This is a genomic window from Oceanicaulis sp. (assembly GCF_965284345.1).
Taxonomy (GTDB): Bacteria; Pseudomonadota; Alphaproteobacteria; order Caulobacterales; family Maricaulaceae; genus Oceanicaulis; species Oceanicaulis alexandrii_A.
Window position 1 is genome coordinate 2,451,018 of the sequence record NZ_OZ260073.1, and the last position, 25,045, is coordinate 2,476,062.

The following is a 25,045-nucleotide window of genomic DNA, read 5'->3' on the forward strand; positions in this document are numbered from 1 at the left end:
GTCCGCTTTTCACATTTTCAGGGGAGGCGCGCATGCAGGCGCTGAACGGCTCTGGCGAGACGCTGGAGGTGGCTGGCTATGCCAGCCTGTTTGATATCGAGGATCAGGGGGGCGATCTCGTCCGCGCGGGAGCCTTTGCAGAGGGGCTCAAAGCGCGAGGCCCCACAGGAGTGCGCATGCTGTTCCAGCATGATGCAGCGGAACCTGTGGGCGTCTGGGACGAGATCGCCGAGGACGGCCGCGGGCTTTATGTGCGCGGCCGCATTCTCTCCACCGCGCCGCGCGGGCGCGCCGCTTTGGGGCTGGTGCGCGAGGGGGCGGTGGATGGCCTCTCCATCGGCTTTCGCACAAAGCGCTCCGCCCCTCGACCGGGGGGAGGGCGCGATCTGCTGCAACTCGATCTGTGGGAGGTGTCCATCGTCACCTTTCCCATGCTGGCCCAGGCGCGGCTTCGCGTCCTTGGGGCTTCTGAGGCGCGGCTCGCCGCGTCGGCGGCCTGACCGCTTTGACTTCGCATCATGAACAGAAAGGATTTTCATGAGCCGGGAAACCAAGATGGCGGTGCCTACCGCTGACACGCGCGTGGCCATGGCGGATATGCTGGCCGCGTTTGAGCACTTCAAACAAGCCAATGACGACCGCCTGGAGGCGCTGGAATCCAAGACCGGCGCTGATCCGCTGATCACCGACAAGGTGAACCGCATCGACGCCGCGCTGAATAACGCCCAATCCCGCCTCGACCGTCTCAGCCGGGAAGCGACCCGGCCAGACCTCTCTGGCGCCGATGTGAAATCGGCGGGCTGGTCGGGCTTTCTGCGCACGGGCGAAACGCCGGCGCTCGATCAAAAAGCGCTGTCGGGCCAGACCGGCGCGACGGGCGGTCATGTGGCGCCGGCGGAGCTGGAGACCCGCATCGAACGCCTGATCCGCGAGGTCAGCCCGATCCGGTCCATCGCAACGGTCAAACAGACGCGCAGCCATACCTTCAAGAAGCCCGTCAGCGCGGGCGGCGCGGCGGGCGCCTGGGCGGCGGAGACCGCGAGCCGGCCTGAAACCGACGCGTCCTCGCTGGAGCTGTTGGAGTTTCCGACCGCCGAGCTGTACGCCATGCCCGCCGCGACGCCAGCGATCCTCGATGATGCGCTGGTCGATCTCGAGCAATGGCTGGCCGAAGAAGTGCGCGACGTGTTCGCCGAGGCCGAGGGCAAGGCCTTTGTCTCTGGCGATGGCGTGAACAAACCGCGCGGGTTCCTGAGCTACACCATGGCTGAAGTTGGCACGGAAAGCTGGGGCGAAATGGGGTTTGTCTCGACCGGGGTGTCGGGCGGGTTTTCCGTCACCGATCCCGCCGATGCGCTGATTGATCTGATCTATGCGCCCAAGACCGCCTATCGCGCCAATGGCCGCTTCGTGATGAACCGCTCTACGGTGTCCGCGGTGCGCAAGTTCAAGGATGCGGACGGTCAATATATCTGGCAGCCCGCCCAGAGCGCGGGGCAATCGGCCAGCCTGATGGGCTATCCCGTCACCGAGGCCGAGGACATGCCCGATATCGGCGCTGGCAGCTTCTCGATTGCGTTCGGCGATTTCGAGCGCGGCTATCTGGTGGTCGACCGCCAGGGCGTTCAGGTGCTGCGCGATCCCTATTCGGCGAAACCCTATGTCCTGTTTTACACCACCCGCCGCGTCGGCGGCGGCGTGCAGGATTTCGACGCCATCAAGTGCCTCAAATTCGCCGCCTGATCCGAGCCTCTCTCCCCCACCTCAAAGCCCCGGCCAAAGCGCCGGGGCTTTGTTTTTTTGAAAAGGAGGCGGCGCGATGTCTCTCACTCTCTTAAGTCCGCCCGGGGCGGAACCCGTCAGTTTGGAGGCGGCGAAAGCCTGGTTGCGCGTCAGCCATGAAGACGATGATGCGCTGATCACAGACGTGATCGTCTCGGCCCGCGAGCATGTCGAAGCCCGCACGGGCCTCGCCCTGATCACCCAGAGCTGGCGTGAGCGGCTCGATGACTGGCCGCGGCGACGGCTCAGCGCGTCGGGTCTGGCGGTCAGCCTCGCCAAGGCGCCGCTGATCAGCGTGGAGGCGGTGCGGGGACGCGAGCGCGACGGGACGCTCTCGGTCTGGGATCCGGCGGAATACCGGGTTGAGACCGGCGAGCCGGGGCGTCTGGTGGCGATCCTGCCATTTTCCCTGCCGCGCCCTGTGGTCAAGGCGGGCGGGATCGAGATTGAGTTTACCGCCGGGTTTGGCGAGACGCCCGACGATGTGCCCGCGCCTTTGCGCGCAGCGATCCTGCATCTGGTCGCGGCGCGATATGGCTCCGACCGGGGCGAGGGAGGCGACACACCGCAAACGCCTGAGATCGTGGACCGGTTGTTAGCCCCCTATACCCAGGTGCGGTTATGAGCGCGGAAGCCGCTTTCCAGAGCGGACTTCTGGTGCATTTGCGGGCCGATGCGGGCGTGGCTGCCGTGCTGGGCGAGCGGGTGTTCGACCAGCCGCGATCCGGCGTGCGCTACCCCTTCCTCTATCTGGGACGCGTGGTAAGCGAGGCCGCTGACGCCAGCGAAACTGCGCTGGTTGAGCTGCGCCAGACGCTTCTGATCCGGGGGCGACGCGATGACGCCGAGGCCATCAAACAGGCGCTGGGCGCGATCCGGCTGGCGCTTGAGACGGCGCCCCTGGGTTTGGAGCCGCCTCATCAGGCGATCCATGCACGGGTCGTCTACGCCGATCTGTTCTCAACGACGGACAGCCGCGTGATGCAGGGGCTGGTGCGGGTGAGGGCGTTGGTACAAAACGGGTGAGGGGGCTTACTACCTAAAACATCAGCGTTTGTTCAGCTGCGTAGCAATGTGAAACAATTCTTTTGGGATTCGGGTTGAGCTAAAAATCCCTCAAAGGTTGCGTTCTTGGGGAACTTCTGGCAAATCCGGGCGTTAAGAAATTGACTGATGATAAGCGTTTTGTGACTCGATAAGTTTCTGTAGGACGCTTATCTCTAAATTGAATGGGGCGCTGGTCGTTTACGCTTGTGAAAGCGGAAATGGCCTAAAAGGGGAGGCGAGAGGCAAGTCTATGGTGGACTGTATGGCTCATGATGATAGCGCAGTGCTCCCGAACTCTGTGAATCAAGTTTCTGACGACATTCTGGACGTCATACGCCGTGATTTGCGTTCGCAGTTGCGCGCGGCCAAGGCTTTCGGGTCTGCCGAGATTGAAGCAATCTTGGACGCAACTATCGATTCCTTACGTCAGTTTGGTGAGATCCAAGAAAGCTTTGTCTATAAGCGTTTGCATGCCAGTACATTTTCTCAAGCCGAAGCCCATGATATTGCTACAGCATTAGCTGGTTGACGCCTCTGGCGATTCTGGCGAGGGTGTTGACCCCATGAGGTTGTGGAGGAGGGAGCGTATGCTCCCTTCTTTGTTATGAGTGCCCAGAAACCTAGAAATCACCAGCGATTGAAAGCTGTGCAAGACCTTCGAGAGCACATCGATGGGTATGGTGATATTAAGAACTTAGGCATTAGGGCAGATTCAATTGCGAAAATTGTAAGCGAAGCAATTAGCGAAAAATGCTCTGAATACAAGCCTCCTCCATTCACGAATCAACAAATCGCGGCGTTGTCTGAGACCATAAGTCAGATAGTGATAATGGTTGAAATGCCGGAGCTCACACCGCCGAAGGGAGTGAGGGGATTTTTTATTCGAACTTTTGGTCATTCCTCAGCCCCAGTTTGGATAGGTGTTTTCTTTACAGCCATCGCCGCGCTGGCGGCTGTTGGAGCTTGGGTGGCACCACGCGGAAACCTAGCTTCCGATCGACATGAATATACTCAGTCACCGGATGCGACTTTAAAAGTGGATGAGGCGAGCATGGGAAACATGCAAGAATAACTGCGCTTCAACTCACTTCATAAGCTCAAAATGACTAGCCGCCCCAAGGGCGGCTTTTTTCATGCCTGAACTCTGACCATAGAACCCAAGGAGACACGCCATGACGGCGCAAGCGGGCAAGGATGTCTTGCTGAAAATCGGCGACGGAGGCGCGCCGGAGAGTTTCACCACCCTTGCGGGGCTAAGGGCGAAAACCCTGTCGCTGAACGCCCGCGCGGTGGAGGTGACGCATGCCGACAGTCCGGGGCGCTGGCGCGAATTGCTGGACGGCGCCGGGGTGCGCAATGCGGCGATTTCAGGCGCGGGCATCTTCGTCGACAGCGCCGCGGACGAAACCGTTCGCGGCGTGTTCTTTGATCAGGCCAGGCGTACCTGGCGCGTCATCGTGCCGGATTTTGGCGTCATCGAAGGCCCGTTCCTGGTGACGGCGCTTGAATATTCAGGCCGTCATGACGGCGAGGCGAGCTATTCGCTGTCGCTCGCGTCCGCAGGCGCGCTGAATTTTTCAGCCCTCTGAGTTGCGTTCATCGATCCGGCGCTGGCGCTGAATGTCCTCAAGCTCGTTGAGGCAGGCGCGGTAGGCGTCCGGATTGCGCAGCGTCTCGCACTCTTCCTCATAGCGCTCGTCATAAACGTCCTGAAACAGGCTTTCACACCCGCACAAAACCAGCGGGGAGGCGAGGGCGAAACAGGCGAGTAGGCGGCGCATGGGGGATCCCTTCACATTGGTCCGCGCTCAGTCTAACGGCGCAGAAAGATTGTGCTCATGACAATTTCTCAATCTGGACAGGTGCGCGCCCATTTGGGCGATGCGCCGGTCACTCTGCGTCTCAGCCTTGCGGCTCTGATGCAGATCGAACAGGCGCTGGAGGTCTCAGGCCTTGAAGCGCTCTCGACGCGATTTCGCGCCCTGTCAGCCTCCGATCTCTGCGAAGTTCTGACCGCTTTGCTGACCGCGGGCGGGCATGAGGACGCGCAGGCGCTGGCAGACGCGGCTCCACCCGCGGACGCCGCTCGGGCCGTGCTGAGCTGTTTTGAAGCGAACTTGTCGTGACCGGGCGCTGGCCGGGCTGGTTCGCGCTGGGCGTTTTGCGGTTTGGGCTGACCCCGGACGCGTTCTGGGCGTTGTCGCTGGCGGAATGGCGCGCGCTGTGTGCGGCGCTGGAGCCGGTTGCTCCGGCGCCGCCCGACCGTCAGGCGCTCGACGCCCTGATCATGCAATTTCCCGATGGAGGGGGGCAATGACTGACACCTTTGATCTATCCGACCTCGCCGCAGACGCCGGCGCGGCGCGGCGTGAACTCAGCGAGACGGCGCGCGAGGGCCAGAGCGCCGCGCGCGCCTTGTCAGACGCGTTTGAAAGCGCGGGCCGTGATATCGCCTCAAGCTTGGAAGGCGCGGCGCGCTCGGGCGAGCTGAGCTTTTCAGACATGGCGGAAAAGATCGCCCGCACCTTCGCCGAGCTGGCGCTGGAGCGTTTCATCCTGCAGCCCCTGCCGGGGCTTTTAGACAGCGCTGCGGGGCAATTGGGCTCGCTTCTGGGCGGGGTTCTGGGCCAACGCGCCGAGGGCGGGCCGGTGATGGGGGGTGAGCGTTATCTGGTGGGTGAGCGAGGTCCGGAAGTGTTCACGCCCGGACAATCCGGCGCGGTGTCGCCGATGGGCGTAGCGCCGGTCAACATCACCATCATCGCCCAAGGGCAAACGCTAGAGGGCGTCAAACGCTCTGAAAGCCAGATCGCTGCTGCGGTGGCGCGCGCGGTGCAACGCGGAGGGCGCCGGCTGTGACCGCATTTCATGATGTGCGCTTCCCGCTCTCGATCGGGCTGGCGGCGCGCGGGGGCCCGGAACGGCGCACCGAGATCGTGACGCTCACTTCTGGCCGGGAAGAGCGCAACGCCGTCTGGCGCGACTCGCGGCGGCGCTGGGATGCGGCGCCCGGCGTCCGGTCCCGGGCGGATCTGGCGCGGCTGGTCGCGTTCTTTGAAGCCCGACTGGGGCGATTGCACGCCTTCCGGTTCACCGACCCGTTTGATCATGGCTCGGCGGGGCCCGGCGCGGCGCCGGGGCCGTTTGATCAGGTGATCGGGACAGGGGATAGCGCGACGGATCGCTTTTCGCTTCACAAAGCCTATGGCGACGGCGCCGGGCGGTGGGACCGCCCCATAACTTTGCCCCAGACCGAGAGCGTTCGCGCAGCGGTGGACGGCGTTGAAACGCCGGTCAGCATCGAGCCAAGCGGCGGGATCGTCTTTGACGCGCCGCCGCCCGAGGGCGCGCTCGTCACGGCGGGGTTCCGCTTTGACGTGCCCGCGCGGTTTGACGCGGATCAGCTAGAGGCGAGCCTTGAGTCCGGCGCCGCGATGATCAGCTCCGTGCCGCTGATCGAGGTTCGGCTTTAGAACTGGACACGCGACGCCGGGCGAGCCCTGATAAGCGCATTCAATCGGGGAGGATCCAATGATCGCCATGCTTGCCGCCGCCCTTCTGGCGCAGACTTCACCAGAATTGACGCCGTTTGAGGCGCAAGGCTTTCGCACGCAGATCGTGGTGGAGATCGCAGCGCCGCGTGAAGACGTGTTTGACACGGCCACGGGCGATGTCTCGCCTTGGTGGGACCACACCTTCTGGTCCGGACCTGCCGAGCTGGTTATTGAGCCGGAAGTCGGCGGCCTGTTCTACGAACGCTTTGAGGCGGGGGCGCCGGACGGCGTGGTCCATGCGCGGGTGATCTTTGCGCGCAGGCCCGAACAATTGCGCCTCGACGGTCCGCTGGGCCTCAGCGGCCGCGCGGTGCATCTGGTCTCGAGCTGGACGCTGGAAGAGGGCGCCAGCCCGAACGAAACCGTCTTCACTGTCGACCTCGCCATGAGCGGCGAAGTGGATGAAGAGCTCGCCGGCATCGTGCGCTCGGTCTGGGTGCATTTCATCGAAGGGCGGCTCAAGCCGTTCATGGAAGCAGACTGTTATCTTGAACCCGAGGCGGTCTGCGCGGCGTTTGAGAGCGACTGACCTTTCCGCCACATCTGTCTACGCATCGCCCCGGCTTTTGAGCCGGGGCTTTTTTTTGGAGGCTCGCCATGATCGAGATTCCGCCCGCTTTGCAGGCGCGGCTGGACGCTGGGGTGACCACGCTGAGCTGGGCCTGGATCCTCAACCGCCGCGACGGCGCCCGCTTTGGCTTCACCGATCATGACCGGAGGCTGGAAGTGGAGGGCGTAAGCTGCGAGCCTGCCTCAGGTTTCAGCGCCGGAGATTTGCGCAGCGAGACTGGTTCATCGCCCGCACGCGGCGCCGTGTTTGGTCAGCTCGACAGCGGGGTTATCACCAAGGACGCCATCAAGGCCGGCGTCTGGGACGGCGCCGCTTTGTCGCTTTACCGGGTCGATTGGTCAGACCCGGCGCTTTACTATCGTGTCTTCACCGGAGAGCTGGGCGAGATTCGCTATGGTGATCAGGGCTTTGAGGCGGAAGTCTCAGGCCTCACCGCACGTCTGAACCGCACCATCGGCCGGGTGTTCTCACGTCAGTGCGACGCCGAGCTGGGCGATGCGCGCTGTCAGGTGGATCTGACTGCGACGGGGCGGCGGATGAGCGGGGTGCTGGCGGGGCAGATCACACGGCGCGCATGGCGTGTCAGCGGGCTTGACCCGGCGCCGGTTGACGCCAGCCTCTTCTCTGAGGGAGTGCTGTCTTGGACGGGGCAGCCGTCCTGGCCGGACCAGCGCATTGTCACGGCGCGCGGTGACGGGGCGGGGCTGATCGTTGAACTTGATAGCGCGGCGCCGGAACGCGCAGCGGCTGGCGAGGCGCTCAGGCTGACAGTCGGTTGCGACAAGCGCTTTGAGACCTGCAAGGCGCGCTTTTCCAACGCCGCGAACTTTCGCGGCTGTCCGCACATGCCCGGCAATGACGCCCTGATCCGCCCGGTGAGCGCGCGCTGATGCGTGAGCTGGAACACCGGTCGCGCATCCTTCGCGAAGCGCGAGGTTGGACCGGCACGCCCTATCATCACCAGATGAGCGTGAAAGGGGCGGGGTGTGATTGCCTGGGCCTGGTGCGCGGCGTCTGGCGTGCGCTTTACGGTCCCGAACCCGAGCCCCTGCCGCCCTATATACCCGACTGGGCCGAGCGTAGCGCGCGCGATCTGCTGAGCGAGGCGGCGGCGCGCTGGTTATCTCCTGTCGAGATCGCCTCGGCGGCGCCCGGCGACGTCGTGCTGTTTCACTATTCCCCAAACGGCCCGGCGCGCCATTGCGCGATCTTGAGCGCGCCGGATCGCATCCTGCACGCCTGGCGAGGTCAGCGCGTGTGCGAGACCGCGCTGGGCCCCTGGTGGCGCCGGCGGATCGCAGGCGCCTACGCCTTTCCCCTTTGCTAGAGCGAGGATCTCATGGGTCAGCTTCTTCTGTCCGCCGCCCAGCAGGTCGGCGCATCCGTTTTGCAAGCGGGCGCGGGGTCTCTCATTGACGGGCTGTTTGCGTCAGATCAACAAGGCCCGCGCCTTGATGCCGTCAGCGTGCAGACCTCGACCGAGGGGGCCTTCGTGCCGATCGTCTATGGCCGGATGCGCCTCGCCGGGCAGGTGGTCTGGCTGGGGCCGGTCACCGAAACCGCCCGCACGCGCAGCGCGGGCGGCGGCAAGGGCGGGCCTGAAATCACTGAGTATGAGTATGCCGCGAGCTTTGCGGTCGCTCTGTGCGAGGGGCCGGTGTCCGGCGTCGGACGCATCTGGGCGAATGGCGATTTGCTCGCTCATGACGCGGCGGTGATGCGGCTTCATACCGGCGCGCCTGAACAGGCGCCGGACCCGCTGATCGAAGCGGTGGAGGGCGCGGCGCCCGCCTATCGCGGCCTCGCCTATATGGTGTTTGAGGACTTTCCGCTCGACGCCTATGGCGCGCGTCTGCCCAATTTGAGCTTTGAGGTTCTGGGCGCTGGCGAAGATCAGAGCGAAGAGCCGCAGCTGGAGCGCCTGGTTCAGGGCGTGTGCCTGATCCCGGCCTCGGGCGAGTTCGTTTACGCCACTGAGCCGGTTTATCGCCAGCTGCGCGAAGGCGAGGAGCTGGCCGAAAATGTGCACACAAGCCGCGCTTTCACCAATCTTGAGGCGGCGCTTGATGACCTGGCCGCGCGCCTGCCGCAGGTGAGATCGGTCGCGCTGGTCACCAGCTGGTTCGGTGATGATCTGCGCTGCGGCGCCTGCCAGATCCGGCCCGGCGTGGAAACGCGCGAGAAAACCACACGACCGCTGGACTGGTCGGTTGCAGGGCAGTCCAGAGCGGACGCGCATCTGGTGTCCCGGCGTGACGACGCGCCGGTCTATGGCGGCACGCCGTCTGATGAGACCGTGATCAGCGCCATCCGGGCGCTCAAACAGCGCGGCTATCAGGTCACGCTTTACCCCTTCATCTTGATGGATATCCCTGAGAACACGCGCGGCGACGACCCTTATGGCGCCCCCTATCAGGCCGCCTATCCCTGGCGGGGGCGGATCAGCTGTGCGCCCGCGCCGGGGCTGCCGGGTTCGCCGGATCAAAGTGCGCAAGCGCGCGTGCAGGTGGATGAGTTTTTCGGCGACACGCGCGCGACGGACTTCTCTGTTTCCGGCGATACGGTGCGTTATGACGGTCCGGCCGGAGATTGGGGCTTTGACCGCTTCATCCTGCACCATGCCGCGCTGGCCAAGGCGGCGGGCGGTGTGGAGAGCTTTCTGATCGGGTCTGAAATGGTGGCGCTCAATCAGGTGCGCTCCAGCCGCACGGAGTATCCCGCCGTCACGCGTCTGAAAGCGCTGGCGGGCGAAGCTCGGGCGCTATTGGGGGCGTCCGTGAAGCTCTCCTACGCGGCGGACTGGTCTGAATATTCCGGGCATGCGCCAGACGATGGCAGCGGAGACCGCCTGTTTCATCTCGATCCGCTCTGGTCGGATCCCATCGTGGATTATGTGGGGCTCGACTGGTATGCGCCCTTGTCAGACTGGCGGGACGGCGAGAGCCATGCCGATGCAGGCGCTGGCTCGATCCATGATCGCGCCTATCTGGGCGCCAATGTCGAGGGCGGCGAAGGCGGGGATTGGTATTACGCATCGGACGCCGACCGGCTGAGCCAGACCCGCACTTTCATTGTCGACACGGCCCATGGCGAAGACTGGATCTGGGCGTACAAACGCCTCGCGGACTGGTGGTCCAACCCGCACCATGACCGGGTGGGCGGCGTACGCGCTCTGGCGCCAACGGACTGGGCGCCGGGCGGCAAGCCGATCCGCTTTGTGGAGCTGGGCTGCCCGGCGGTGGACAAGGGCTCAAACCAGCCCAATGTCTTCCTCGATCCCAAAAGCGCGGAAAGCCGGGCGCCGCATTTTTCCACCGGCGCGCGGGATGACCTGATCCAGCGTCGGGCGATTGAAACCGTGCTTGACTATTGGGCGCCCGAGCAGGGCCGCAATCCGGTCTCACCCATTTATGGCGGCCCCATGCTAGATCTGGCGCGCAGTCATGTCTGGTGCTGGGACGCGCGGCCTTTCCCTGAATTTCCCGCCCGTACCGATATCTGGAGCGATGGCGGCAATTGGCGGCGCGGGCATTGGCTGACGGGGCGAGCGGGGCAGTCTTCATTGAGCGCCGTGGTGACCGATATCGCTCGCCGCGCCGGGTTGGACGCGCTGGATGCGCGTCAGCTGGACGGCGTGCTGGCCGGCTATGTGATCAACCGACCCCAACGCGCCCGCGATGCGATCGCCAGCCTGGGCGCGGTGTTCGGCTTTACGCTGGTGGACCAAAGCCGCGGCGCCGCATGCCTGCCGCTGTCTCCGGTCAGCGCGCCGGTCATGCTGGACGCGGATCAGCTGCCTGAAGGCGCGGATGGCGCCGTTTACACCCGCGCGCCGCTGGAAGACGCGCCCGCTGATGCGCAGCTCGTCATCATTGGCGATGAAGGCGACTACGCCCCCGCCGCCGTCAGTGCGCGCGGGCTGGATCATGTGACCGACGGACTGATTTCAGTTCAGGCGCCGATCCTGGCCGATCGCGCCCAGGCGCAGAATTGGGCGCGCGATCTTCTGGCGCGCGCCCGCGTGGACGGTGAAAGTCTGAGCGCGGCGCTGCCGCCCTCCTTGGCGCGACTGGAAGCGGGCGACCCCATCCAGATGCATGAAGGCGACAGCCCGCTCTGGCGGCTGGACGCTTTGAACGGGATCGCTTCGCGCACCGCTCAGCTGGGACCGGTTCTGGGCGGTCTGGCGACCGTGTCAGGGCCGGAGCCGCAAACGGCTACGGAGCCGCGCGCGGCGGGGCGCCCCTTGGTGCGCTTGCTGGACTTGCCGCTCGGCGCAGAGGAAGAGGCGCCCCGCAACGGGCTGCTGGCGGCCGTGTGGAGCCAGCCCTGGGCGGGCGCTGTGCAGCTTTACGCCGGCGCGGATGCGCAAAGCGCACAGGCCCGGTCACGCGTGAACGCACCGGCGCAAGTGGGCGTTTTGCTGGACGAGCTGGCCGCGGGCCCCGAGGGACGCTGGCGTCAGGATGCGCGCTTGCGGATCCGGCTCTATGACGGCGCCTTTGAAAGCCGCTCGCGTCTGTCAGTCCTGGCGGGCGCCAACCAGATCGCGGTTGAAACGCCAGAGGGCTGGGAAGTGCTGGCGTTTGAACACGCAGCGCTCGAACCGGACGGCGCCTGGCGCCTGACGGGGCTCTTGCGCGGTCTGGGCGGCTCGCCCGCGCCCGGTGCCTCCGCAGGCGCGAGCGCGGTGACCCTTGATGGCGCGATGGGCGTGCTGCCGGTGACCGATGCGGAACGCGATGCGGCGCTGTCTGTCATCGCCGTTCCCCAAGGCGCCCGGCGCAGCGATGGTCGCGCCCGCCAGCTGCAGGCGGTGTATCACGCGTGCGATCTGCGCCCGCTCTCACCGGTGCACCTCAAAGTGACACGGACCGCGCAAGGTCTGACTCTGGACTGGATTCGCCGAACCCGGATCGGCGGGGACCGCTGGCAAGGGCTGGACGTGCCGCTGGGTGAGGCGCTGGAAGCTTATGACGTGGCGTTGCATGACCCGAACGGCGCCGTCATCGCGCGTTGGTCGGCGGCTTCGCCGCAGCTTGTCCTGCCTCTGTCAGAGTTGCCGACTGATCTGAGCGGGCACAGCTTCAGCGTCCGGCAAGTGTCAGAGCGATATGGCGCGGGTCTGGCGTCGGTCTTGCAGGTCTGAGGCGGAACGCACAGATGTGACCCGTACGGGTGCGGCCCGGTGCTCGCCCGACCTGCAAGAGACTGCTATCACAACGGCCATGATGACTGACCCCTATGCGATTCTGGGCGTGTCCCGCACTGCCAGCGCCGACGAGATCCGGCGCGCCTACCGCAAGCTGGCGAAAGCCTTGCACCCTGACGCACGCCCGAATGACAAGGTGTCAGAAGACAAGTTCAAGCAGGTCACCCAAGCCTTCAAGCTGTTGTCCGACCCCGAACAACGCGCCCGGTTCGATCAGGGCGAGATTGACGCGACGGGGCAGGAGCGTCCGGCCTATCATTTCCGGTCTCGTCCCGGCGGCGCGCCCGGCGAGCGTGGTCCCAGCGGACGCTTTGAGGATCTGGGTGACATGTTCTCGGATCTGTTCACCGACTTTGGCGCCTCCCGGTCGCGCGGCCAGCCCATGCGCGGCGCCGAGATCAAAGCGCGCCTGAATGTCAGTTTTGAAGACGCGATGCGCGGCGCGAAAAAGCGCGTGAGCCTGTCCAACGGCAAATCTCTGGAGGTCGGCGTTCCGGCGGGCGTTGAGAGCGGCAAGGTGCTGCGCTTGCGCGGGCAGGGCCATCCCGGTCGAGATGGCGGCCCGGCCGGGGATGCGTTGATCGAGATCGTGATCCAGGAGCATCCCTGGTTCCGGCGCGAGGGCGACAATATCCGGCTCGACCTGCCGATTTCACTGAAAGAAGCGCTGTTCGGCGGCGCCGTGCGCGCGCCCACAATTGACGGCATGGTCGAGGTGCGCGTCCCGGCGGGCGCCAATTCAGGCGCCCAGCTGCGGTTGCGCGGCAAGGGCGCGCCCAAGGGAGAGGGCGAACGCGGCGACCAGATCATCCGTCTGGTGATCGACGTGCCGCTCAACGATCCTGAGCTTGAAGCCTTTATCGAAGATTGGACGCCGCCGACGGATTATCATCCGCGTAAGCGTTTCATGTCATGATGCCCCTCAGCCACGTTTCTGAATGCCGTTCAGCGTGCGTTCAGCCCGGATCCGTCATTAAGCATGTCATGACACGAATTCTCACACTTCTCCTGACGGCTGTTTGCGCCGCCTCCCTGATGGGGGCGCCCGCCCATGCTCTGGCTCACAAGGGCGAGAGCTACAACGCGGCGCAATCCATCGTGCCCATGTCGGTGGCGGTCTCCGCCGTGCGTCAGGCTTACCCGGGCGCAGAGGTCTTGTCCGGCCGGCTCGTGAATGGTGAGAATCCCTATTACATGATCCGGATACTGACCCGTGAGGGCAGGCGGCTTGATGTGCGCGTGGATGCGCGATCAGGCCGAGTGCGCCGATAACGGGAGGAGGCTGACATGCGAGCGCTTATCGTCGAAGACGACCCTGATCTGCGTCGGCAACTGGCTGATGTGCTGACCCATTCCGGCTATGCGGTGGACACCGCAGCGGATGGCGAGGACGGCCTGTTTCTGGGCGAGACCGAGCCCTATGACGCCATTGTGCTCGATCTGGGCCTGCCAAAGCTTGACGGCGTGACGGTGCTGGAGCGCTGGCGCGAGGCGGGCATGGCGTCTCCCGTGCTGATCCTGACGGCGCGCGACCGATGGAGCGAGAAAGTCGCCGGATTTGACGCCGGGGCGGATGATTATCTCACCAAGCCCTTCCATCCCGAAGAATTGCTGGCGCGTCTGCGCGCCCTGACCCGCCGGGCGGCGGGTCACGCCACCTCCACCCTGATGTGCGGCGATCTGAGCCTGGACACCCGCGGTTCACGGGTCTTCCTGAGCGATCAGCTTATCAAGCTGACTTCTCATGAGTTCCGGATGCTGAGCTATCTCATGCATCACCGCGACCGCGTGATCTCACGCACCGAGCTGGTGGAGCATATCTACGATCAGGATTTTGACCGCGACTCCAACACAATCGAAGTGTTCGTCGGTCGCCTGCGCAAGAAGATCGGCTCCAGCCGCATCGAGACGGTCCGGGGCCTGGGTTACCGGCTGGTGGATCCAGGCGAAGCCAAGAGCTCGGCGGCTGAGTGAGCGAAGACGCCTCAGCACAGCGCCTTGTGACGCAAGGCTCCATGGTGCGCCGTCTGGTTCTGACGGCGCTGGGTTGGGCGCTTGTGCTGCTGGTTCTGGGGGCGATGTCTCTGACGGCGCTGTTCCGCCAGACGGTTCTCAGTGATCTTGAGGACCGCTTGTCAGGGGTCGCTGACGCCCTGATCGCCCATGTGGAAGTGAGCGATTCGCTGAGCCTGCGTCTGGACGAGGACCTGATCGATCCGCGATTTTCCCAGACGTTTTCAGGCCGTTATTGGCAGGTGTCGCTGGACGCTGCGGCGGATGTTGAACCCTTGCGTTCTCAATCGCTGGCCGACGCGCTGCTGATGGCGCCGGACAAGGCCCGCGCTGAAGCGCTCGACAATCCCGGTCGCCCTGTCAGCGCCATGAGCAAAGGCCCCGATGGCGAACCTTTGCGTCTGGTCATCCGCGCCATTCTGGTCAACGACGTAGAGACTCCGCTTTTAGTGATCGCGGCTGAGGACCAAAGGCCGGCGAACGCCCGCATCATGCGCTTTGGTCTGGCTTCGGCGGGATTGTTTTTGCTGTTCACGGTCGCGTTGGGCGTGGGTGTTTTCGTGCAGGTGCGTGTAGGCCTCGCGCCGGTGTTGCGCATGGGGCGCGCGGTGGCCGATGTGCGCGACGGGCGCAGCGAACGCGTCAGCGGCGTGTATCCGGCAGAACTAATCGCTCTGGGCGGCGAGCTGAACAAACTGCTCGATCATTCCCAGGAAGTGGTGGAGCGCGCGCGCACCCATGTGGGCAATCTGGCCCATGCCTTGAAGACGCCTTTGACTGTCCTGTCCAATGAAGCGCGGGATCAGGACGGGGCGCTGGCCCGCCAGGTGGACCGTCAGACGCGTCTTATGTCTGAACAGGTCGAGCACCATTTGCGCCGGGCGCGCGCCGCGGCGCATGCCCGCACAATCGGCGCCCGGGCGCCGGTGGAGCGCACGCTTGATGATCTGGGCCGCACCTTGCAGAAAATCTATGGCCGCCAGGGGATCAATCTGGACTGGCGCTGCGAGGGCCGAATCGTCTTTCGCGGAGAGAAGCAGGATCTCGAGGAATTGCTCGGCAATCTGATCGATAACGCCTGCAAATGGGCGGCCAGCCAGGTCAGCATCATCGCCAGCCTTCGTGATGGTCAGCTCTATCTTTGCGTCGAGGATGATGGTCCGGGGCTGACGCCTGAACAAAGCCAGGCCGTGCTGGCGCGGGGCGTGCGCCTTGATGAACAGGCGCCAGGAACCGGGCTTGGCCTTGCCATCGTTGTGGATCTGGCGCGCGCCTATGACGGCGCGTTGGAGATTGAACGCTCCGAACTTGGCGGTCTCAAAGCCTGTTTATGGTTGCCAGCACTTCTGGAAAGCTGACATTAACTGCGTTTAGTTATTTTCGAATCCAATGTGCTTGCCTTGGTGATGACATGGGGCCGCTCTCCGCGGGAAAAGTTGAAAAACTGTCTGTTCTGCTTGCTCACATGTCTGCGGAGCGAGTGGACGGTCTTGTCGACCTTGCGCTGGAGCTTGATCCGGGCATGGCCCGGATGCTCGAATATTGTCGCTATGGCGCGGACGGTGCGGCCAGTCGCCTATTCTTTTTTCCCCTTCAGGACGTGATTGGCGACTCAACGCGTATCGAGCCGTCTAAGGCGCTCATTCCAGAAAGTCTGCTGGTGCCGTTATGGAACTGGATCAGTGATCTTGATCCTGAAGCAGCGCAGGAAGCAATGGACGCCGCGTCATCCTTTACGGACAAACCCGTGGATGAACCGCTGGATGAAACGCGTGTGCGTGTCGCGGCGAGCATCGTCAAAGCGCTCGATGAGCTCGAACACGAGCCCAAGGAGAGCAAACGCCTGCGCCAGCAACTGGGCGTGACCCGGTTTGATGACGTGCGCAGCATCGCCGGCATGCTCAACAGCGTCCCTGCGCTGCGTGAAGCGCTCGACGGATTGCCGGACGAGATCGAGGAGATGGGCGAAGAGGTCTGCGCGGAATTGCGTGACCGATACGAGCAGGCGATCGAAGAAACTCCGGAATCGGGCGTCTGGGTGCTCTTGATGATCATGGCCAAGGTTCACAAGCCCTGGCGCATGCTACGCATCTTTGAACGGATCGCCCGGCGCGAAGATGACTTCCTGCTGACCCATACCGACATGTCGAGCATTGGCGATGCGCTTCTTAGTGATGCGGAATTTTATCTCCAAGGGTTTCAATCAGCGCCCCGGACCGAAACCGAGATGGAGGCCGCCGTTCGCGCCGTCACCCAGTTCGCGGCTGTGACCGTCGGAATGACGCGTGAGATCGGCATTCGAAAGGACGGCGCCTGGGGGCAGAGACTGTTCGAACTGCGAAACGCCGCCAGCCAGCAGATGGAGCGTATCCATGAAGAGGCGCGGCGTATGTTTGAACTGGCTTTGCCTGAAACCGGACCCAGACGGCGGTCGCGTGACATTCCGCACTCTGGCGAGCCCGCGTTCGACCAAGCCGAGATCGTATGCAACTTCCTTTATAGCGTGAAAGATGACGCCGCCCGCGCCGCGGTCGGCAATGCGCACGCCCTATTGTTGGAAGAGTTCAAGGACGCCACTGAAAAACTGGGGGAAAATATTCTCGCCAGACTGCGGCGCAATGTCTCTGATGATGAAGAGGCTGATCTGGTCCGATTGCGCGAAGTCACGCGTATTCTGGATATTCTGGGCATGAGATCGACCGGAGAGGTCCTCCTGCGCCGAGCCGCCGCAGCCCAAGCGGCCTAATGCGCCTTCAAAGCGGGCGGGGGACAGTCTATCTACCCCTGCATGACCGATAAAACTGCTCCCATCGCTTTGGAAGACCGTGACCGGCATGGCGCGCGTCTGAGCTCGCCGAGCGCGGCGCGCAATCGCGGCCCGATCATGACGGCGCTCAGCGCACGCTTGCCTGAAGGCGCGCGTGTTCTCGAGATCGCCAGCGGCACGGGCGAACACGCTCTGGCCCTGGTGACCCACCGTCCCGATCTGAGCTGGACGCCGAGTGATCCCGACCCGCAATCACGCGCCAGCGCGGATGCCTGGGCCGAAGACGCACAAGGCCGGATGCAGCCTGCGCTGGACCTGGATGTCTGCGCGCAGATCTGGTGGAAAACGGTGGAGCCGGTGGACGCGATGTACTGCGCCAACATGATTCATATTGCGCCCTGGGCAGCCGCTCAGGGGCTGTTCGCGGGCGCTGCGCAGCTGTTGTCTCAGAACGGCGCGCTGCATCTGTATGGGCCTTACCAGGAAGGCGAGGCGACGGCGCCGTCCAACCTCGCGTTTGACGCCAGTTTGAAACAGCGAGACCCGCGCTGGGGCGTTCGGCCGCTCGCCGATGTGGACGCATTGGCTGGCGAGCATGGGTTTGTTCGAGCAGAACGCGTTGACATGCCCTCCAACAATCTCCTGCTGACCTTCCAGCGAGGCGTCGCATGATCGGCTTCATTCTGATCAGCGCCGTGATTGGCGCGCTTGCCGCCTGGCGTCTGGCCATGCCGTTTTTCAAGGCGTCGGCGAGTGGAACGGCGAATCGGATTTTGGCGCTGGCGGCGGTCCCGGTCGTGCTGCTGGGCGCGCTGGGGCTATATTTTGTCAATGGCGAGCCCGACGCGCCCGGCGCGCCCTACAGTGAAGTCGCGGCGCGTTTGAATGCGACAAATCCCGAAGAGCTTTCCCCTGACGAGCAAGAGGCGCGCTTGCGCGCGATCTTGCGCGAAGATCGTGATGATTTGCAGGCTTTGACCCTACTGGGCCGGTTTCTGGCGCGCACCGAGCGCGAACTGGAAGCGGTGACGTTTTTCACGCGGGCGCTGCAGATTGAAGAGGATCCCCGGATACTCTCTGATCTTGGCCAGGCGCTGGTGGTGCTCAATGACGGCCAGGTCACTCCCGAAGCCGAACGCGCCTTTGACGCGGCCTATGCGCTGGACCCGACATTGCCGGAACCAGCATTTTTTCTGGGCGCGGCCTATTATGCGCGTGGGGACCTTAATGAAGCCGCCCGCGTCTGGTCTGACATCATTGCGCGACTGGATGCCGGCGACCCGTTCCGCGCCGCCATTGCAGCCCGCGCCGCCGATCTTCTGTCTCGACCCCAGGGCGGGCCGGGTTCAGACGGGGCGGCGCCCTTCGCGGACGCCATAGCCGCCGGCGCAGCGCCTGAGGATCTGGCGAACATGATGGTGGACCGTCTTGAGATGCGGCTTGAAGACGATCCTGATGATCTTTCAGGCTGGCTGACGCTGGCGCGGGCGCGCTGGATGCAGGACGAGCCTGAGGCGGGGCATGCGGCGCTTGATCGCGCCCGCACCCGGTTTGAGAATAATCCTGGCGCGCTGGTCCTGATTTCGGCCATGCAAAGCGCATTTTCCGGCGAGGAGAGCGACGGATGAGAAAAGCCCAGCGACGACTGATGATCACGCTCGCGGCTGGCGTAGTTCTGGTAGGGGCGGCGGCGCTGGCGATGACCGCTATGCGTGACGCCATGGTGTTTTTCTATTCCCCCGCCATGGTCGCTGACAATCCTCCCCAAGCTGGCCAGCGCGTCCGGGTGGGCGGGCTGGTGCTCGATGGGTCGGTGGAACGGCCCGCGCGCGGCGGCGCGAACTTCACCATTACCGACGGCGCTGGTGAAATTCGCATCGCTTATGGCGGCTCGCTGCCGGATCTGTTCCGTGAAGGGCAAGGCATTGTCGCCGAGGGCGCGTTCAGTCCTGAAGGTCAGTTCACCGCCGACACCGTGCTCGCCAAACATGATGAATCCTACATGCCGCCTGAAGTCGCCGCGGCCTTGCGTGAATCGGGCATGTGGCACGAAGAGACCGGTGATCATTCCGGCTATACTGGCGCAAATGGCTATGGCGAAGCAGAGACGGAGCAGCCTTCATGATCGCCGAACTCGGTCGTTATCTCATCGCGTTGGCGTTGCTGGCGAGCTTTGTGCAGATGCTCGCCGCCTGGCGGGGCGCGGATCAGGGCGGGCGCGGAGCCTTCGCTGAAGCCGGGCGCGTTGCTTCTGAAATCGGAATGCTGGCGGCGGGCGCAGCGATGGTTTTGCTGATCGCGAGCTTCCTGCGGTCTGATTTTTCGATCGCCTATGTGGCCGCCAATTCCTCGGTCGACAAACCGCTGGCCTACAAGATCGCCGCCAGCTGGGGCGGCCATGAGGGCTCAATGCTGCTCTGGTGCCTGATCTTGTCGATCTTCGGCTATGGCCTCGCGCGACTGGGGCCTCAGGAGCCGGGATTGCGCGCCCGCGCGGTGAGCTTTCAGGGCCTGCTTCAAACCTTGTTTTACGCTTTTCTCGCCTTTGCCTCAAATCCGTTTGAACGCGTTTTCCCGGTCCCGCTTCAGGGCGCGGAACTGAACCCGATCCTGCAAGACCCGTTGCTCGTGATTCACCCGCCCATGCTCTATGTGGGCTATGTGGGCCTTTCGACAGCGTTCGCGATCGCAGCGGCGGGGCTGATGCAGAAAACCCCGGGGCGGGTGCTGGCGACGGCCCTGCGGCCCTGGGCGCTAGGTGCCTGGACGGCGTTGACCGCGGGCATCGCCTTGGGCGCCTTCTGGGCGTATTACGAGCTCGGTTGGGGCGGCTGGTGGTTCTGGGATCCGGTTGAGAACGCCAGCTTCATGCCCTGGCTTCTGGGCGCGGCGTTGATCCATTCCTCCATCGCCACCGAAAAGCGCGGCGCGTTTCCGGGCTGGACCGTGTTTCTTGCGCTGCTGGCGTATATCCTCTCCATTCTGGGCGCATTCCTGGTGCGTTCGGGCGTGATCACCTCGGTGCACGCCTTTGCGCTTGATCCGGAGCGCGGGGTCTGGATTCTGGGCATGCTCGGCGTGTCGTCCGTGGCCGGGTTCTTGCTGTTCGCCCTGCGGGCCGGATCCCTGGGTGAAGGCGATGGGTTTGAACCCACCAGCAAGGAAGCGCTGATCGGCGCGAACAATCTTCTGCTCGCCGCCACGTCCGGCGTGGTGCTTGTGGGCACGCTTTATCCGATGCTGCTGGAGATGATGGGCGGCGCCACGATCTCGGTCGGCGCGCCGTATTTCAACGCCGCGGCGACGCCGCTTTTGCTGATTGCGGCTTTGCTGATGCCCATCGCGCCTTTTCTGCCTTGGGCCAATGGCGGGTTGAAAAACGCGGTGTCGCAGATGCGGGCGGCGTTGATGCTGATCCCGGTGGCGGCGGTGATCGTGGCGTTTTTGATGGCGGGCGCCAGCCCGCTGGCGATTGTGGGCGGCGCAATCGGCGTCTGGGCGATCTCCGGCGCCGTGATGGATCTGGGCCAATCCTTGCCGGTCGCGATGGCGCGAGGCCAGAAACTGATGGTGACGGGCCGAGTTCTGGCTCATGCCGGGGTCGGGTTCATTGCGCTGGGCGCGGCGGCCGACGCTTCGCGTCCGCCTGACCAGAACCTGGCGTTGGCGCCGGGAGAGAGCGTCGTGATCGCCGGGCGGACCCTGACGCTGGACGGCGTCCGCCGGGCGGACGGGCCGAACTATATGGCGGACCGGGCGCGCCTTGTGATTGACGAGGGCGAGGGCGGCGTGATGGAGCCCGAACGGCGCTTTTACGCCGGCGCGAACCAGACCACGCGGGAAGTCGCGCTCAAATCCTCCATTGCGGGCGATCTTTACGCCTCTGTCGGCGAAGCGCGCATGCGCGAAGACGGGACGACCGCTTTTGAGACCCGCATCGCCTTTCACCCGCTGGTCTGGGCGCTTTCTCTGGGCGCGATCTTCATCGTGCTGGGCGGTGCATTGGCGCTGGGCGGACGTCTGCGCGCTCGCGCGGCGCTTCGCGTTCAACCTGATCCCGCAGCTCAATCTGCGATTGAGGCGTCGTGATGAAGGCGCTGATTCTGGCCGCAGCGCTGGCGGCGCAAACCGCCGCCACAGGGCTTCCCGCGGATGAAGAAGCCCGCGCCCAGGCCCTGATGCGCGAAGTGCGTTGCATGGTGTGCGCGGGCGAGTCGATCCTGGATTCCAACGCCGGACAGGCGCAGGATATGCGTCGTTTCGTGCGCGAGCAGGTCGCCTTGGGCGCCGATGATGATCAGGTGCGCGAAGCGCTGGTTCAGCGTTTCGGATATGCGGTGCTGATGCGGCCGCCTGTGGATTCCAGCACCGCGATCCTATGGGCGACGCCGGTCTTGCTATTGGTGCTGGGCGGCGGCTTGCTGGTCACATCCATGCGAAAACGGCCCTCGAAAACGTGAGCGCCGCCGCCTTGATCAGATCAGGGAAAGACGCCACCTCTTTGTGACCTAGATCACAGAACGAGGCAGGCATGGCGCAATCAGAGAAAGTCACCTTCGAGGGCGCCTATGGCGACACGCTGGCCGCTCGCCTGGAGCGGCCTGTCGGCCCTATCCGGGCGTTCGCGCTGTTCGCACACTGTTTTTCCTGCTCCAAGGATGTCCATGCGGCCCAGCGTATCGCGCGACACCTGACCCAACATGGCTATGCGGTCTTGCGCTTTGACTTCACCGGTCTTGGCCAGTCCGAAGGTGAGTTCTCCAACACCAATTTCAGCTCGAATGTGGCGGACCTGGTGAAGGCGGCGGACTTCCTGCGTCAGCAGTATGAAGCGCCGAGCCTTTTGATTGGTCATTCGCTTGGCGGCGCGGCCGTGATCGCGGCGGCCCCGCAAATTCCTGAAACCAAAGCCGTGGCGACGCTCAATGCGCCGGCGGACGCCGATCATGTGCGTCACCATTTCACCGCTGATGATGTGGATGAAATCGAGACCAATGGCTCTGCAACAGTGGCGCTCGCGGGCCGCTCCTTCACCATCAAGAAGCAATTCCTGGAGGATATCGGCGAACACAAGCTCGAAGATATTGTCGGGACGATGAAGGCCGCGCTTTTGATCGCGCATTCTCCGGTCGACGAGACTGTCGGCATAGAAAACGCGACTCGTCTGTTCCTTGCGGCGCGGCATCCCAAAAGCTTTGTCAGCCTGGATGACGCCGACCATCTGCTCAGCCGCGAGGCGGACGCCAATTACGCCGCAGACATGATCGCTGGATGGGCCAGTCGGTACGCGCCGCCCGCCAAGGTCGGCCCGCCGCCACGACTGGCCGGTGATGACACGGCGGTTGTTGAAGAAACGGGACTGGGCGGCTTACACAGCTGGGCGGTGACGGGCGCGCACGCCTTCATCGTTGACGAGCCCGATAAGCTGGGCGGGCTGAACGGCGGGCCGGCGCCCTATGACATGCTGTCCGCGGCGCTGGCGGCTTGCACCACCATGACATTGCGGATGTACGCCAACCATAAAAACCTCGAGCTGGGCCGCATCCGGACACGGGTGCGCCATAGCAAGGTGAAGTCGGACGGGCCTTCCGATCTTTTTGAGCGCCAGATCGTCGTGGAAGGGCTGGACGATGAGTCCCTGCAGCTGAAATTGCTGGAAATCGCCAATAAATGCCCGGTGCACCGCACGCTGGAGCACGGCGCTCAGGTGAAAAGTCACTATAATACAGATGCCTAGAAATGATCTTTGAAAATTACGGAACCGTAAGGTTGCCGTAATGGTCTGGTCAGCCGCACCCTGTCATCAAATTCTAGTTCCCATGGATCGGCGCATGCCGGTTCTGACACGCGTAAAGGACTGTGATTGTCTGCCATGAAACTCACCAAACGTTTGATCCTGTCCGCCACTGTCGCCGCTTTGTCGCTGGGCGTCGCCACGACGGCGGTCGTCAGCGCCCAGGAGGCGCCGTCCGCCTATGCTTATGGTGCGCCCAATGGCGCGCCCATGAGCTTCGCCAGCCTGATCGAACAGGTCAGCCCGGCCGTGGTCTCCATTGAGGCCGAGGGCAGTGTGGATACTGGCGCAGCACCTGACATGTCCCAGCTGCCGCCACAATTTCGCGAATTCTTCGAGCGTTTCGGCGGCATGCCGGATCAGCCGCGCGAACGCCGCGCGCAAGGTTCGGGCTTTTTCATCTCCGCGGACGGCTATGTGGTCACCAACAACCATGTGATCGCAGAGGCTGACACCATCCGCGTGGTTCTGACCGATGGCCGGTCTTTGGTCGCAGAGGTGGTGGGAACCGATGTCGCGACCGACCTGGCGCTGCTGCGCGTTGAGGAAGAAGACGAACCCTTCGCCTTTGTCGAACTGGACCGCGATCTGGATATCCGAGTCGGCGATTGGGTCGTCGCCGTGGGCAATCCGTTCGGTCTGGGCGGCACCGCGACCGCGGGCATCATCTCCGCCACCGGGCGTCAGATGGGCGCTCGCCAAGCCTATACCGATTTCCTGCAGATCGATGCGCCGATCAATCGCGGCAATTCGGGCGGACCGGCCTTTGACCTTGATGGTCAGGTCGTGGGCGTGAACTCCGCCATTATCAGCCCGACCGGCGGCAATGTGGGCATCGGCTTCGCCATTCCCTCAGACCTCGCCGCGACAGTGATTGATCAGCTGATCGAGAACGGCGAAGTGCGCCGCGGTTATCTGGGCATCTCTCCGGCGGTTCTGACCGATGATCTCAAGGACGCCATGGGGCTCGACGCCGATCTGGAAGGTGTTCTGATCAATCAGGTGCTCGATGACACGCCGGCGCAGGCGGCCGGTCTCGAGAATGGCGACATCATTTTGCAGATCAATGGCGAAGCGGTGGATGACCCGCGAGAGCTGACCCGCGTTGTCGGCGCTTTCGCGCCGGGCGAGCGGGTGGCGTTCCGCATCCTGCGCGATGAGCGCGAGCGCACCATCCGCGTCGAGCTGACCGAGCGCCCGCAAACCAACGCTCCGCAAGAGAGCGCACAACGCGAAGCGGGCGCCGCGGCGCAGTTCGGCCTGGCGCTGAGCGCGCCGACCGAAGCCGAAGTCGAGCAGCTGGAGCTGGAGGGCCGCGGCCTTCTGGTTCAGGGCGTGCGCCCGGGCTCTGAAGCGGCGGAAAAAGGTCTGCGTCCCGGTGACGTCATCTTGGAAGCCGGCGGCCGTGATCTGGTCGGTCTGTCCGATTTTGAAGCGGCTGTCGAAGATGCGCGTGCGCGTGATCGTCGGGCGCTGCTGGTGTTTGTGGTCTCCCAGAACGGTCAGCGGCGTTACGCCGCCCTCGAGATGCCGTCTGACGAGACCGAAGAAGAATAATAACAACAACAGGCGCCGGGTCGGGAAGCCCGGCGCCTGATCTGGTTCGGGAGAGTGAGAGATGCGAATTCTGATCGTGGAAGACGACCGCGAAGTCGCGGGCAACATCGCCAAAATGTTGCGCGAATCCGGGCATGTGGTCGATGCGGCCCATGATGGCGAGGATGGCCTCGCCATGGCGCGTGACGGCGCGTTCGATGTGTTGATCGTGGACCGGATGATGCCGCGCCGCGACGGTCTGTCGATGATCTCCATCCTGCGCGAAGAAGGCGACAAGACGCCGGCGCTCGTCCTGTCCGCGATGGGCGAGGTGGATGATCGCGTGGCCGGCCTGACGGCGGGCGGCGATGATTATCTGGTCAAACCTTATGCGCCCTCCGAGCTGAAGGCGCGTGTGGACGCTCTGGCGCGCCGGCGCGATCCTGAAGCGCTTAAGACCCGCCTAGCGGTGGGTGATCTGGAGATGGATCTTCTGGCGCGCACCGTGAAACGCGGCGAGGAAGCGATCCAGCTGCAGCCGCGCGAGTTTCGCCTGCTCGAATTTCTCATGCGCCACGCCGATCAGGTCGTGACCCGCACCATGCTGCTCGAAAAGGTCTGGGACTATCATTTCGACCCCCAGACCAATGTCATCGACGTGCACATTTCTCGCCTGCGGTCGAAAATCGACAAGCCTTTTGACACCTCGATGCTGCACACTGTGCGCGGAGCAGGCTATCGTCTGTCGAGCTGAGACAGACAGGCGGAC

General features: G+C 64.0%; 29 protein-coding genes. 28 read left to right on the plus strand and 1 reads right to left on the minus strand.

Annotated features, from left to right (window positions below; all coding sequences use genetic code 11):
* The first annotated feature begins 32 nt into the window (after positions 1-32).
* From ACQ66J_RS11875 to ACQ66J_RS11905, 7 genes are all read left to right on the plus strand, one after another.
* Positions 33-500: an HK97 family phage prohead protease gene (locus ACQ66J_RS11875; protein ID WP_375549564.1), complete on the plus strand. Its 468-nt coding sequence runs from the start codon at positions 33-35 to the stop codon at positions 498-500.
* 55 nt (positions 501-555) lie between these two features.
* A complete protein-coding gene (locus ACQ66J_RS11880; protein WP_430431791.1) occupies positions 556-1,743 on the plus strand; it encodes a phage major capsid protein in 1,188 nt (395 codons plus the stop codon).
* A 76-nt stretch (positions 1,744-1,819) separates the two neighbouring features.
* The gene (locus ACQ66J_RS11885) at positions 1,820-2,407 is read left to right on the plus strand and encodes a head-tail connector protein (RefSeq protein ID WP_430431792.1); all 588 of its coding nucleotides are present in this window, start codon (positions 1,820-1,822) and stop codon (positions 2,405-2,407) included.
* Positions 2,404-2,808, plus strand: coding sequence for a DUF3168 domain-containing protein (locus ACQ66J_RS11890; protein ID WP_430431793.1), 405 nt, complete (start codon positions 2,404-2,406; stop codon positions 2,806-2,808). Before ACQ66J_RS11885 ends, ACQ66J_RS11890 begins: the two co-directional genes overlap by 4 nt.
* 283 nt (positions 2,809-3,091) lie before the next feature.
* On the plus strand, positions 3,092-3,358 hold the full coding sequence (locus ACQ66J_RS11895) for a hypothetical protein (RefSeq protein ID WP_430431794.1): 267 nt from the start codon (positions 3,092-3,094) through the stop codon (positions 3,356-3,358).
* Positions 3,359-3,466: 108 nt separating this feature from the next.
* Entirely contained in the window at positions 3,467-3,901 is a 435-nt protein-coding gene (locus ACQ66J_RS11900) for a hypothetical protein (protein ID WP_430431795.1), read from the plus strand.
* 100 nt (positions 3,902-4,001) lie between these two features.
* Complete coding sequence (locus ACQ66J_RS11905; protein ID WP_430431796.1) at positions 4,002-4,418, plus strand: phage major tail protein, TP901-1 family; 417 nt, start codon at positions 4,002-4,004, stop codon at positions 4,416-4,418.
* Here ACQ66J_RS11905 and ACQ66J_RS11910 read toward each other — a convergent pair.
* Entirely contained in the window at positions 4,407-4,610 is a 204-nt protein-coding gene (locus tag ACQ66J_RS11910; protein ID WP_375549558.1) for a hypothetical protein, read from the minus strand. The genes ACQ66J_RS11905 and ACQ66J_RS11910 overlap by 12 nt on opposite strands.
* A gap of 57 nt (positions 4,611-4,667) precedes the next feature.
* Here ACQ66J_RS11910 and ACQ66J_RS11915 point away from each other — a divergent pair, with 57 nt between their 5' ends.
* The 21 genes from ACQ66J_RS11915 (at position 4,668) to ACQ66J_RS12015 (ending at position 25,030) form a co-directional block, all read left to right on the plus strand.
* Entirely contained in the window at positions 4,668-4,955 is a 288-nt protein-coding gene (locus ACQ66J_RS11915) for a GTA-gp10 family protein (protein WP_430431797.1), read from the plus strand.
* Positions 4,952-5,146, plus strand: coding sequence for a phage tail assembly chaperone (locus ACQ66J_RS11920; protein ID WP_430431798.1), 195 nt, complete (start codon positions 4,952-4,954; stop codon positions 5,144-5,146). Before ACQ66J_RS11915 ends, ACQ66J_RS11920 begins: the two co-directional genes overlap by 4 nt.
* Positions 5,143-5,688, plus strand: a complete 546-nt coding sequence (locus ACQ66J_RS11925) for a phage tail tape measure C-terminal domain-containing protein (protein WP_430431799.1) — start codon at positions 5,143-5,145, stop codon at positions 5,686-5,688. The genes ACQ66J_RS11920 and ACQ66J_RS11925 overlap by 4 nt, the downstream gene beginning before the upstream one ends.
* Positions 5,685-6,302 (plus strand): phage distal tail protein, Rcc01695 family, encoded by a 618-nt coding sequence (locus tag ACQ66J_RS11930; protein ID WP_430431800.1) that lies wholly within the window; start codon positions 5,685-5,687, stop codon positions 6,300-6,302. The genes ACQ66J_RS11925 and ACQ66J_RS11930 overlap by 4 nt, the downstream gene beginning before the upstream one ends.
* Positions 6,303-6,360: 58 nt before the next feature.
* Positions 6,361-6,912 carry an SRPBCC domain-containing protein gene (locus ACQ66J_RS11935; protein ID WP_430431801.1) on the plus strand — a complete coding sequence of 184 codons (552 nt, stop codon included), beginning with the start codon at positions 6,361-6,363 and terminating at the stop codon, positions 6,910-6,912.
* Positions 6,913-6,980: 68 nt separating this feature from the next.
* Entirely contained in the window at positions 6,981-7,844 is an 864-nt protein-coding gene (locus tag ACQ66J_RS11940) for a DUF2163 domain-containing protein (protein ID WP_430431802.1), read from the plus strand.
* Complete coding sequence (locus ACQ66J_RS11945; protein ID WP_430431803.1) at positions 7,844-8,281, plus strand: NlpC/P60 family protein; 438 nt, start codon at positions 7,844-7,846, stop codon at positions 8,279-8,281. The genes ACQ66J_RS11940 and ACQ66J_RS11945 overlap by 1 nt, the downstream gene beginning before the upstream one ends.
* A gap of 12 nt (positions 8,282-8,293) precedes the next feature.
* Positions 8,294-12,103 carry a baseplate multidomain protein megatron gene (locus ACQ66J_RS11950; RefSeq protein WP_430431804.1) on the plus strand — a complete coding sequence of 1,270 codons (3,810 nt, stop codon included), beginning with the start codon at positions 8,294-8,296 and terminating at the stop codon, positions 12,101-12,103.
* A gap of 79 nt (positions 12,104-12,182) precedes the next feature.
* Positions 12,183-13,082 carry a DnaJ C-terminal domain-containing protein gene (locus ACQ66J_RS11955; protein ID WP_375549549.1) on the plus strand — a complete coding sequence of 300 codons (900 nt, stop codon included), beginning with the start codon at positions 12,183-12,185 and terminating at the stop codon, positions 13,080-13,082.
* Positions 13,083-13,150: 68 nt separating this feature from the next.
* The gene (locus ACQ66J_RS11960) at positions 13,151-13,438 is read left to right on the plus strand and encodes a PepSY domain-containing protein (RefSeq protein ID WP_430431805.1); all 288 of its coding nucleotides are present in this window, start codon (positions 13,151-13,153) and stop codon (positions 13,436-13,438) included.
* 15 nt (positions 13,439-13,453) lie between these two features.
* Positions 13,454-14,140, plus strand: a complete 687-nt coding sequence (locus ACQ66J_RS11965) for a response regulator transcription factor (protein WP_430431806.1) — start codon at positions 13,454-13,456, stop codon at positions 14,138-14,140.
* Positions 14,137-15,537, plus strand: a complete 1,401-nt coding sequence (locus ACQ66J_RS11970; RefSeq protein WP_430431807.1) for a sensor histidine kinase — start codon at positions 14,137-14,139, stop codon at positions 15,535-15,537. The genes ACQ66J_RS11965 and ACQ66J_RS11970 overlap by 4 nt, the downstream gene beginning before the upstream one ends.
* A 107-nt stretch (positions 15,538-15,644) precedes the next feature.
* A complete protein-coding gene (locus tag ACQ66J_RS11975) occupies positions 15,645-16,925 on the plus strand; it encodes a hypothetical protein (RefSeq protein ID WP_430431808.1) in 1,281 nt (426 codons plus the stop codon).
* Between the two features lie 42 nt (positions 16,926-16,967).
* Entirely contained in the window at positions 16,968-17,618 is a 651-nt protein-coding gene (locus ACQ66J_RS11980; protein ID WP_375549545.1) for a DUF938 domain-containing protein, read from the plus strand.
* Positions 17,615-18,574 carry a TPR domain-containing protein gene (locus ACQ66J_RS11985; protein ID WP_430431809.1) on the plus strand — a complete coding sequence of 320 codons (960 nt, stop codon included), beginning with the start codon at positions 17,615-17,617 and terminating at the stop codon, positions 18,572-18,574. Before ACQ66J_RS11980 ends, ACQ66J_RS11985 begins: the two co-directional genes overlap by 4 nt.
* A complete protein-coding gene (gene ccmE, locus ACQ66J_RS11990; RefSeq protein WP_430431810.1) occupies positions 18,571-19,071 on the plus strand; it encodes a cytochrome c maturation protein CcmE in 501 nt (166 codons plus the stop codon). The genes ACQ66J_RS11985 and ccmE overlap by 4 nt, the downstream gene beginning before the upstream one ends.
* The gene (locus tag ACQ66J_RS11995; RefSeq protein ID WP_430431811.1) at positions 19,068-21,035 is read left to right on the plus strand and encodes a heme lyase CcmF/NrfE family subunit; all 1,968 of its coding nucleotides are present in this window, start codon (positions 19,068-19,070) and stop codon (positions 21,033-21,035) included. The genes ccmE and ACQ66J_RS11995 overlap by 4 nt, the downstream gene beginning before the upstream one ends.
* Positions 21,035-21,406 (plus strand): cytochrome c-type biogenesis protein, encoded by a 372-nt coding sequence (locus tag ACQ66J_RS12000; RefSeq protein WP_375549541.1) that lies wholly within the window; start codon positions 21,035-21,037, stop codon positions 21,404-21,406. Before ACQ66J_RS11995 ends, ACQ66J_RS12000 begins: the two co-directional genes overlap by 1 nt.
* A 71-nt stretch (positions 21,407-21,477) precedes the next feature.
* The gene (locus tag ACQ66J_RS12005) at positions 21,478-22,683 is read left to right on the plus strand and encodes a bifunctional alpha/beta hydrolase/OsmC family protein (RefSeq protein WP_430431812.1); all 1,206 of its coding nucleotides are present in this window, start codon (positions 21,478-21,480) and stop codon (positions 22,681-22,683) included.
* Positions 22,684-22,818: 135 nt separating this feature from the next.
* The gene (locus tag ACQ66J_RS12010; protein ID WP_375549539.1) at positions 22,819-24,297 is read left to right on the plus strand and encodes a Do family serine endopeptidase; all 1,479 of its coding nucleotides are present in this window, start codon (positions 22,819-22,821) and stop codon (positions 24,295-24,297) included.
* A gap of 61 nt (positions 24,298-24,358) precedes the next feature.
* On the plus strand, positions 24,359-25,030 hold the full coding sequence (locus ACQ66J_RS12015) for a response regulator transcription factor (RefSeq protein ID WP_375549538.1): 672 nt from the start codon (positions 24,359-24,361) through the stop codon (positions 25,028-25,030).
* The last annotated feature ends 15 nt before the right edge of the window (positions 25,031-25,045 follow it).

Bases quoted from the DNA above. Each gene is read 5' to 3' on its own strand.
- ACQ66J_RS11980 (WP_375549545.1), top strand. From the start codon at position 16,968: ATGACCGATAAAACTGCTCCCATCGCTTTGGAAGACCGTGACCGGCAT.
- ACQ66J_RS12010 (WP_375549539.1), top strand. From the start codon at position 22,819: ATGAAACTCACCAAACGTTTGATCCTGTCCGCCACTGTCGCCGCTTTG.
- ACQ66J_RS11985 (WP_430431809.1), top strand. From the start codon at position 17,615: ATGATCGGCTTCATTCTGATCAGCGCCGTGATTGGCGCGCTTGCCGCC.
- ACQ66J_RS12015 (WP_375549538.1), top strand. From the start codon at position 24,359: ATGCGAATTCTGATCGTGGAAGACGACCGCGAAGTCGCGGGCAACATC.
- ACQ66J_RS11910 (WP_375549558.1), bottom strand. From the start codon at position 4,610: ATGCGCCGCCTACTCGCCTGTTTCGCCCTCGCCTCCCCGCTGGTTTTG.
- ACQ66J_RS11890 (WP_430431793.1), top strand. From the start codon at position 2,404: ATGAGCGCGGAAGCCGCTTTCCAGAGCGGACTTCTGGTGCATTTGCGG.
- ACQ66J_RS11885 (WP_430431792.1), top strand. From the start codon at position 1,820: ATGTCTCTCACTCTCTTAAGTCCGCCCGGGGCGGAACCCGTCAGTTTG.
- ACQ66J_RS11915 (WP_430431797.1), top strand. From the start codon at position 4,668: ATGACAATTTCTCAATCTGGACAGGTGCGCGCCCATTTGGGCGATGCG.
- ccmE (WP_430431810.1), top strand. From the start codon at position 18,571: ATGAGAAAAGCCCAGCGACGACTGATGATCACGCTCGCGGCTGGCGTA.
- ACQ66J_RS11975 (WP_430431808.1), top strand. From the start codon at position 15,645: ATGTCTGCGGAGCGAGTGGACGGTCTTGTCGACCTTGCGCTGGAGCTT.
- ACQ66J_RS12000 (WP_375549541.1), top strand. From the start codon at position 21,035: ATGAAGGCGCTGATTCTGGCCGCAGCGCTGGCGGCGCAAACCGCCGCC.
- ACQ66J_RS11935 (WP_430431801.1), top strand. From the start codon at position 6,361: ATGATCGCCATGCTTGCCGCCGCCCTTCTGGCGCAGACTTCACCAGAA.
- ACQ66J_RS11960 (WP_430431805.1), top strand. From the start codon at position 13,151: ATGACACGAATTCTCACACTTCTCCTGACGGCTGTTTGCGCCGCCTCC.
- ACQ66J_RS11955 (WP_375549549.1), top strand. From the start codon at position 12,183: ATGATGACTGACCCCTATGCGATTCTGGGCGTGTCCCGCACTGCCAGC.
- ACQ66J_RS11940 (WP_430431802.1), top strand. From the start codon at position 6,981: ATGATCGAGATTCCGCCCGCTTTGCAGGCGCGGCTGGACGCTGGGGTG.
- ACQ66J_RS11905 (WP_430431796.1), top strand. From the start codon at position 4,002: ATGACGGCGCAAGCGGGCAAGGATGTCTTGCTGAAAATCGGCGACGGA.
- ACQ66J_RS11950 (WP_430431804.1), top strand. From the start codon at position 8,294: ATGGGTCAGCTTCTTCTGTCCGCCGCCCAGCAGGTCGGCGCATCCGTT.
- ACQ66J_RS11965 (WP_430431806.1), top strand. From the start codon at position 13,454: ATGCGAGCGCTTATCGTCGAAGACGACCCTGATCTGCGTCGGCAACTG.
- ACQ66J_RS11995 (WP_430431811.1), top strand. From the start codon at position 19,068: ATGATCGCCGAACTCGGTCGTTATCTCATCGCGTTGGCGTTGCTGGCG.
- ACQ66J_RS12005 (WP_430431812.1), top strand. From the start codon at position 21,478: ATGGCGCAATCAGAGAAAGTCACCTTCGAGGGCGCCTATGGCGACACG.
- ACQ66J_RS11880 (WP_430431791.1), top strand. From the start codon at position 556: ATGGCGGTGCCTACCGCTGACACGCGCGTGGCCATGGCGGATATGCTG.
- ACQ66J_RS11945 (WP_430431803.1), top strand. From the start codon at position 7,844: ATGCGTGAGCTGGAACACCGGTCGCGCATCCTTCGCGAAGCGCGAGGT.
- ACQ66J_RS11925 (WP_430431799.1), top strand. From the start codon at position 5,143: ATGACTGACACCTTTGATCTATCCGACCTCGCCGCAGACGCCGGCGCG.
- ACQ66J_RS11875 (WP_375549564.1), top strand. From the start codon at position 33: ATGCAGGCGCTGAACGGCTCTGGCGAGACGCTGGAGGTGGCTGGCTAT.
- ACQ66J_RS11895 (WP_430431794.1), top strand. From the start codon at position 3,092: ATGGCTCATGATGATAGCGCAGTGCTCCCGAACTCTGTGAATCAAGTT.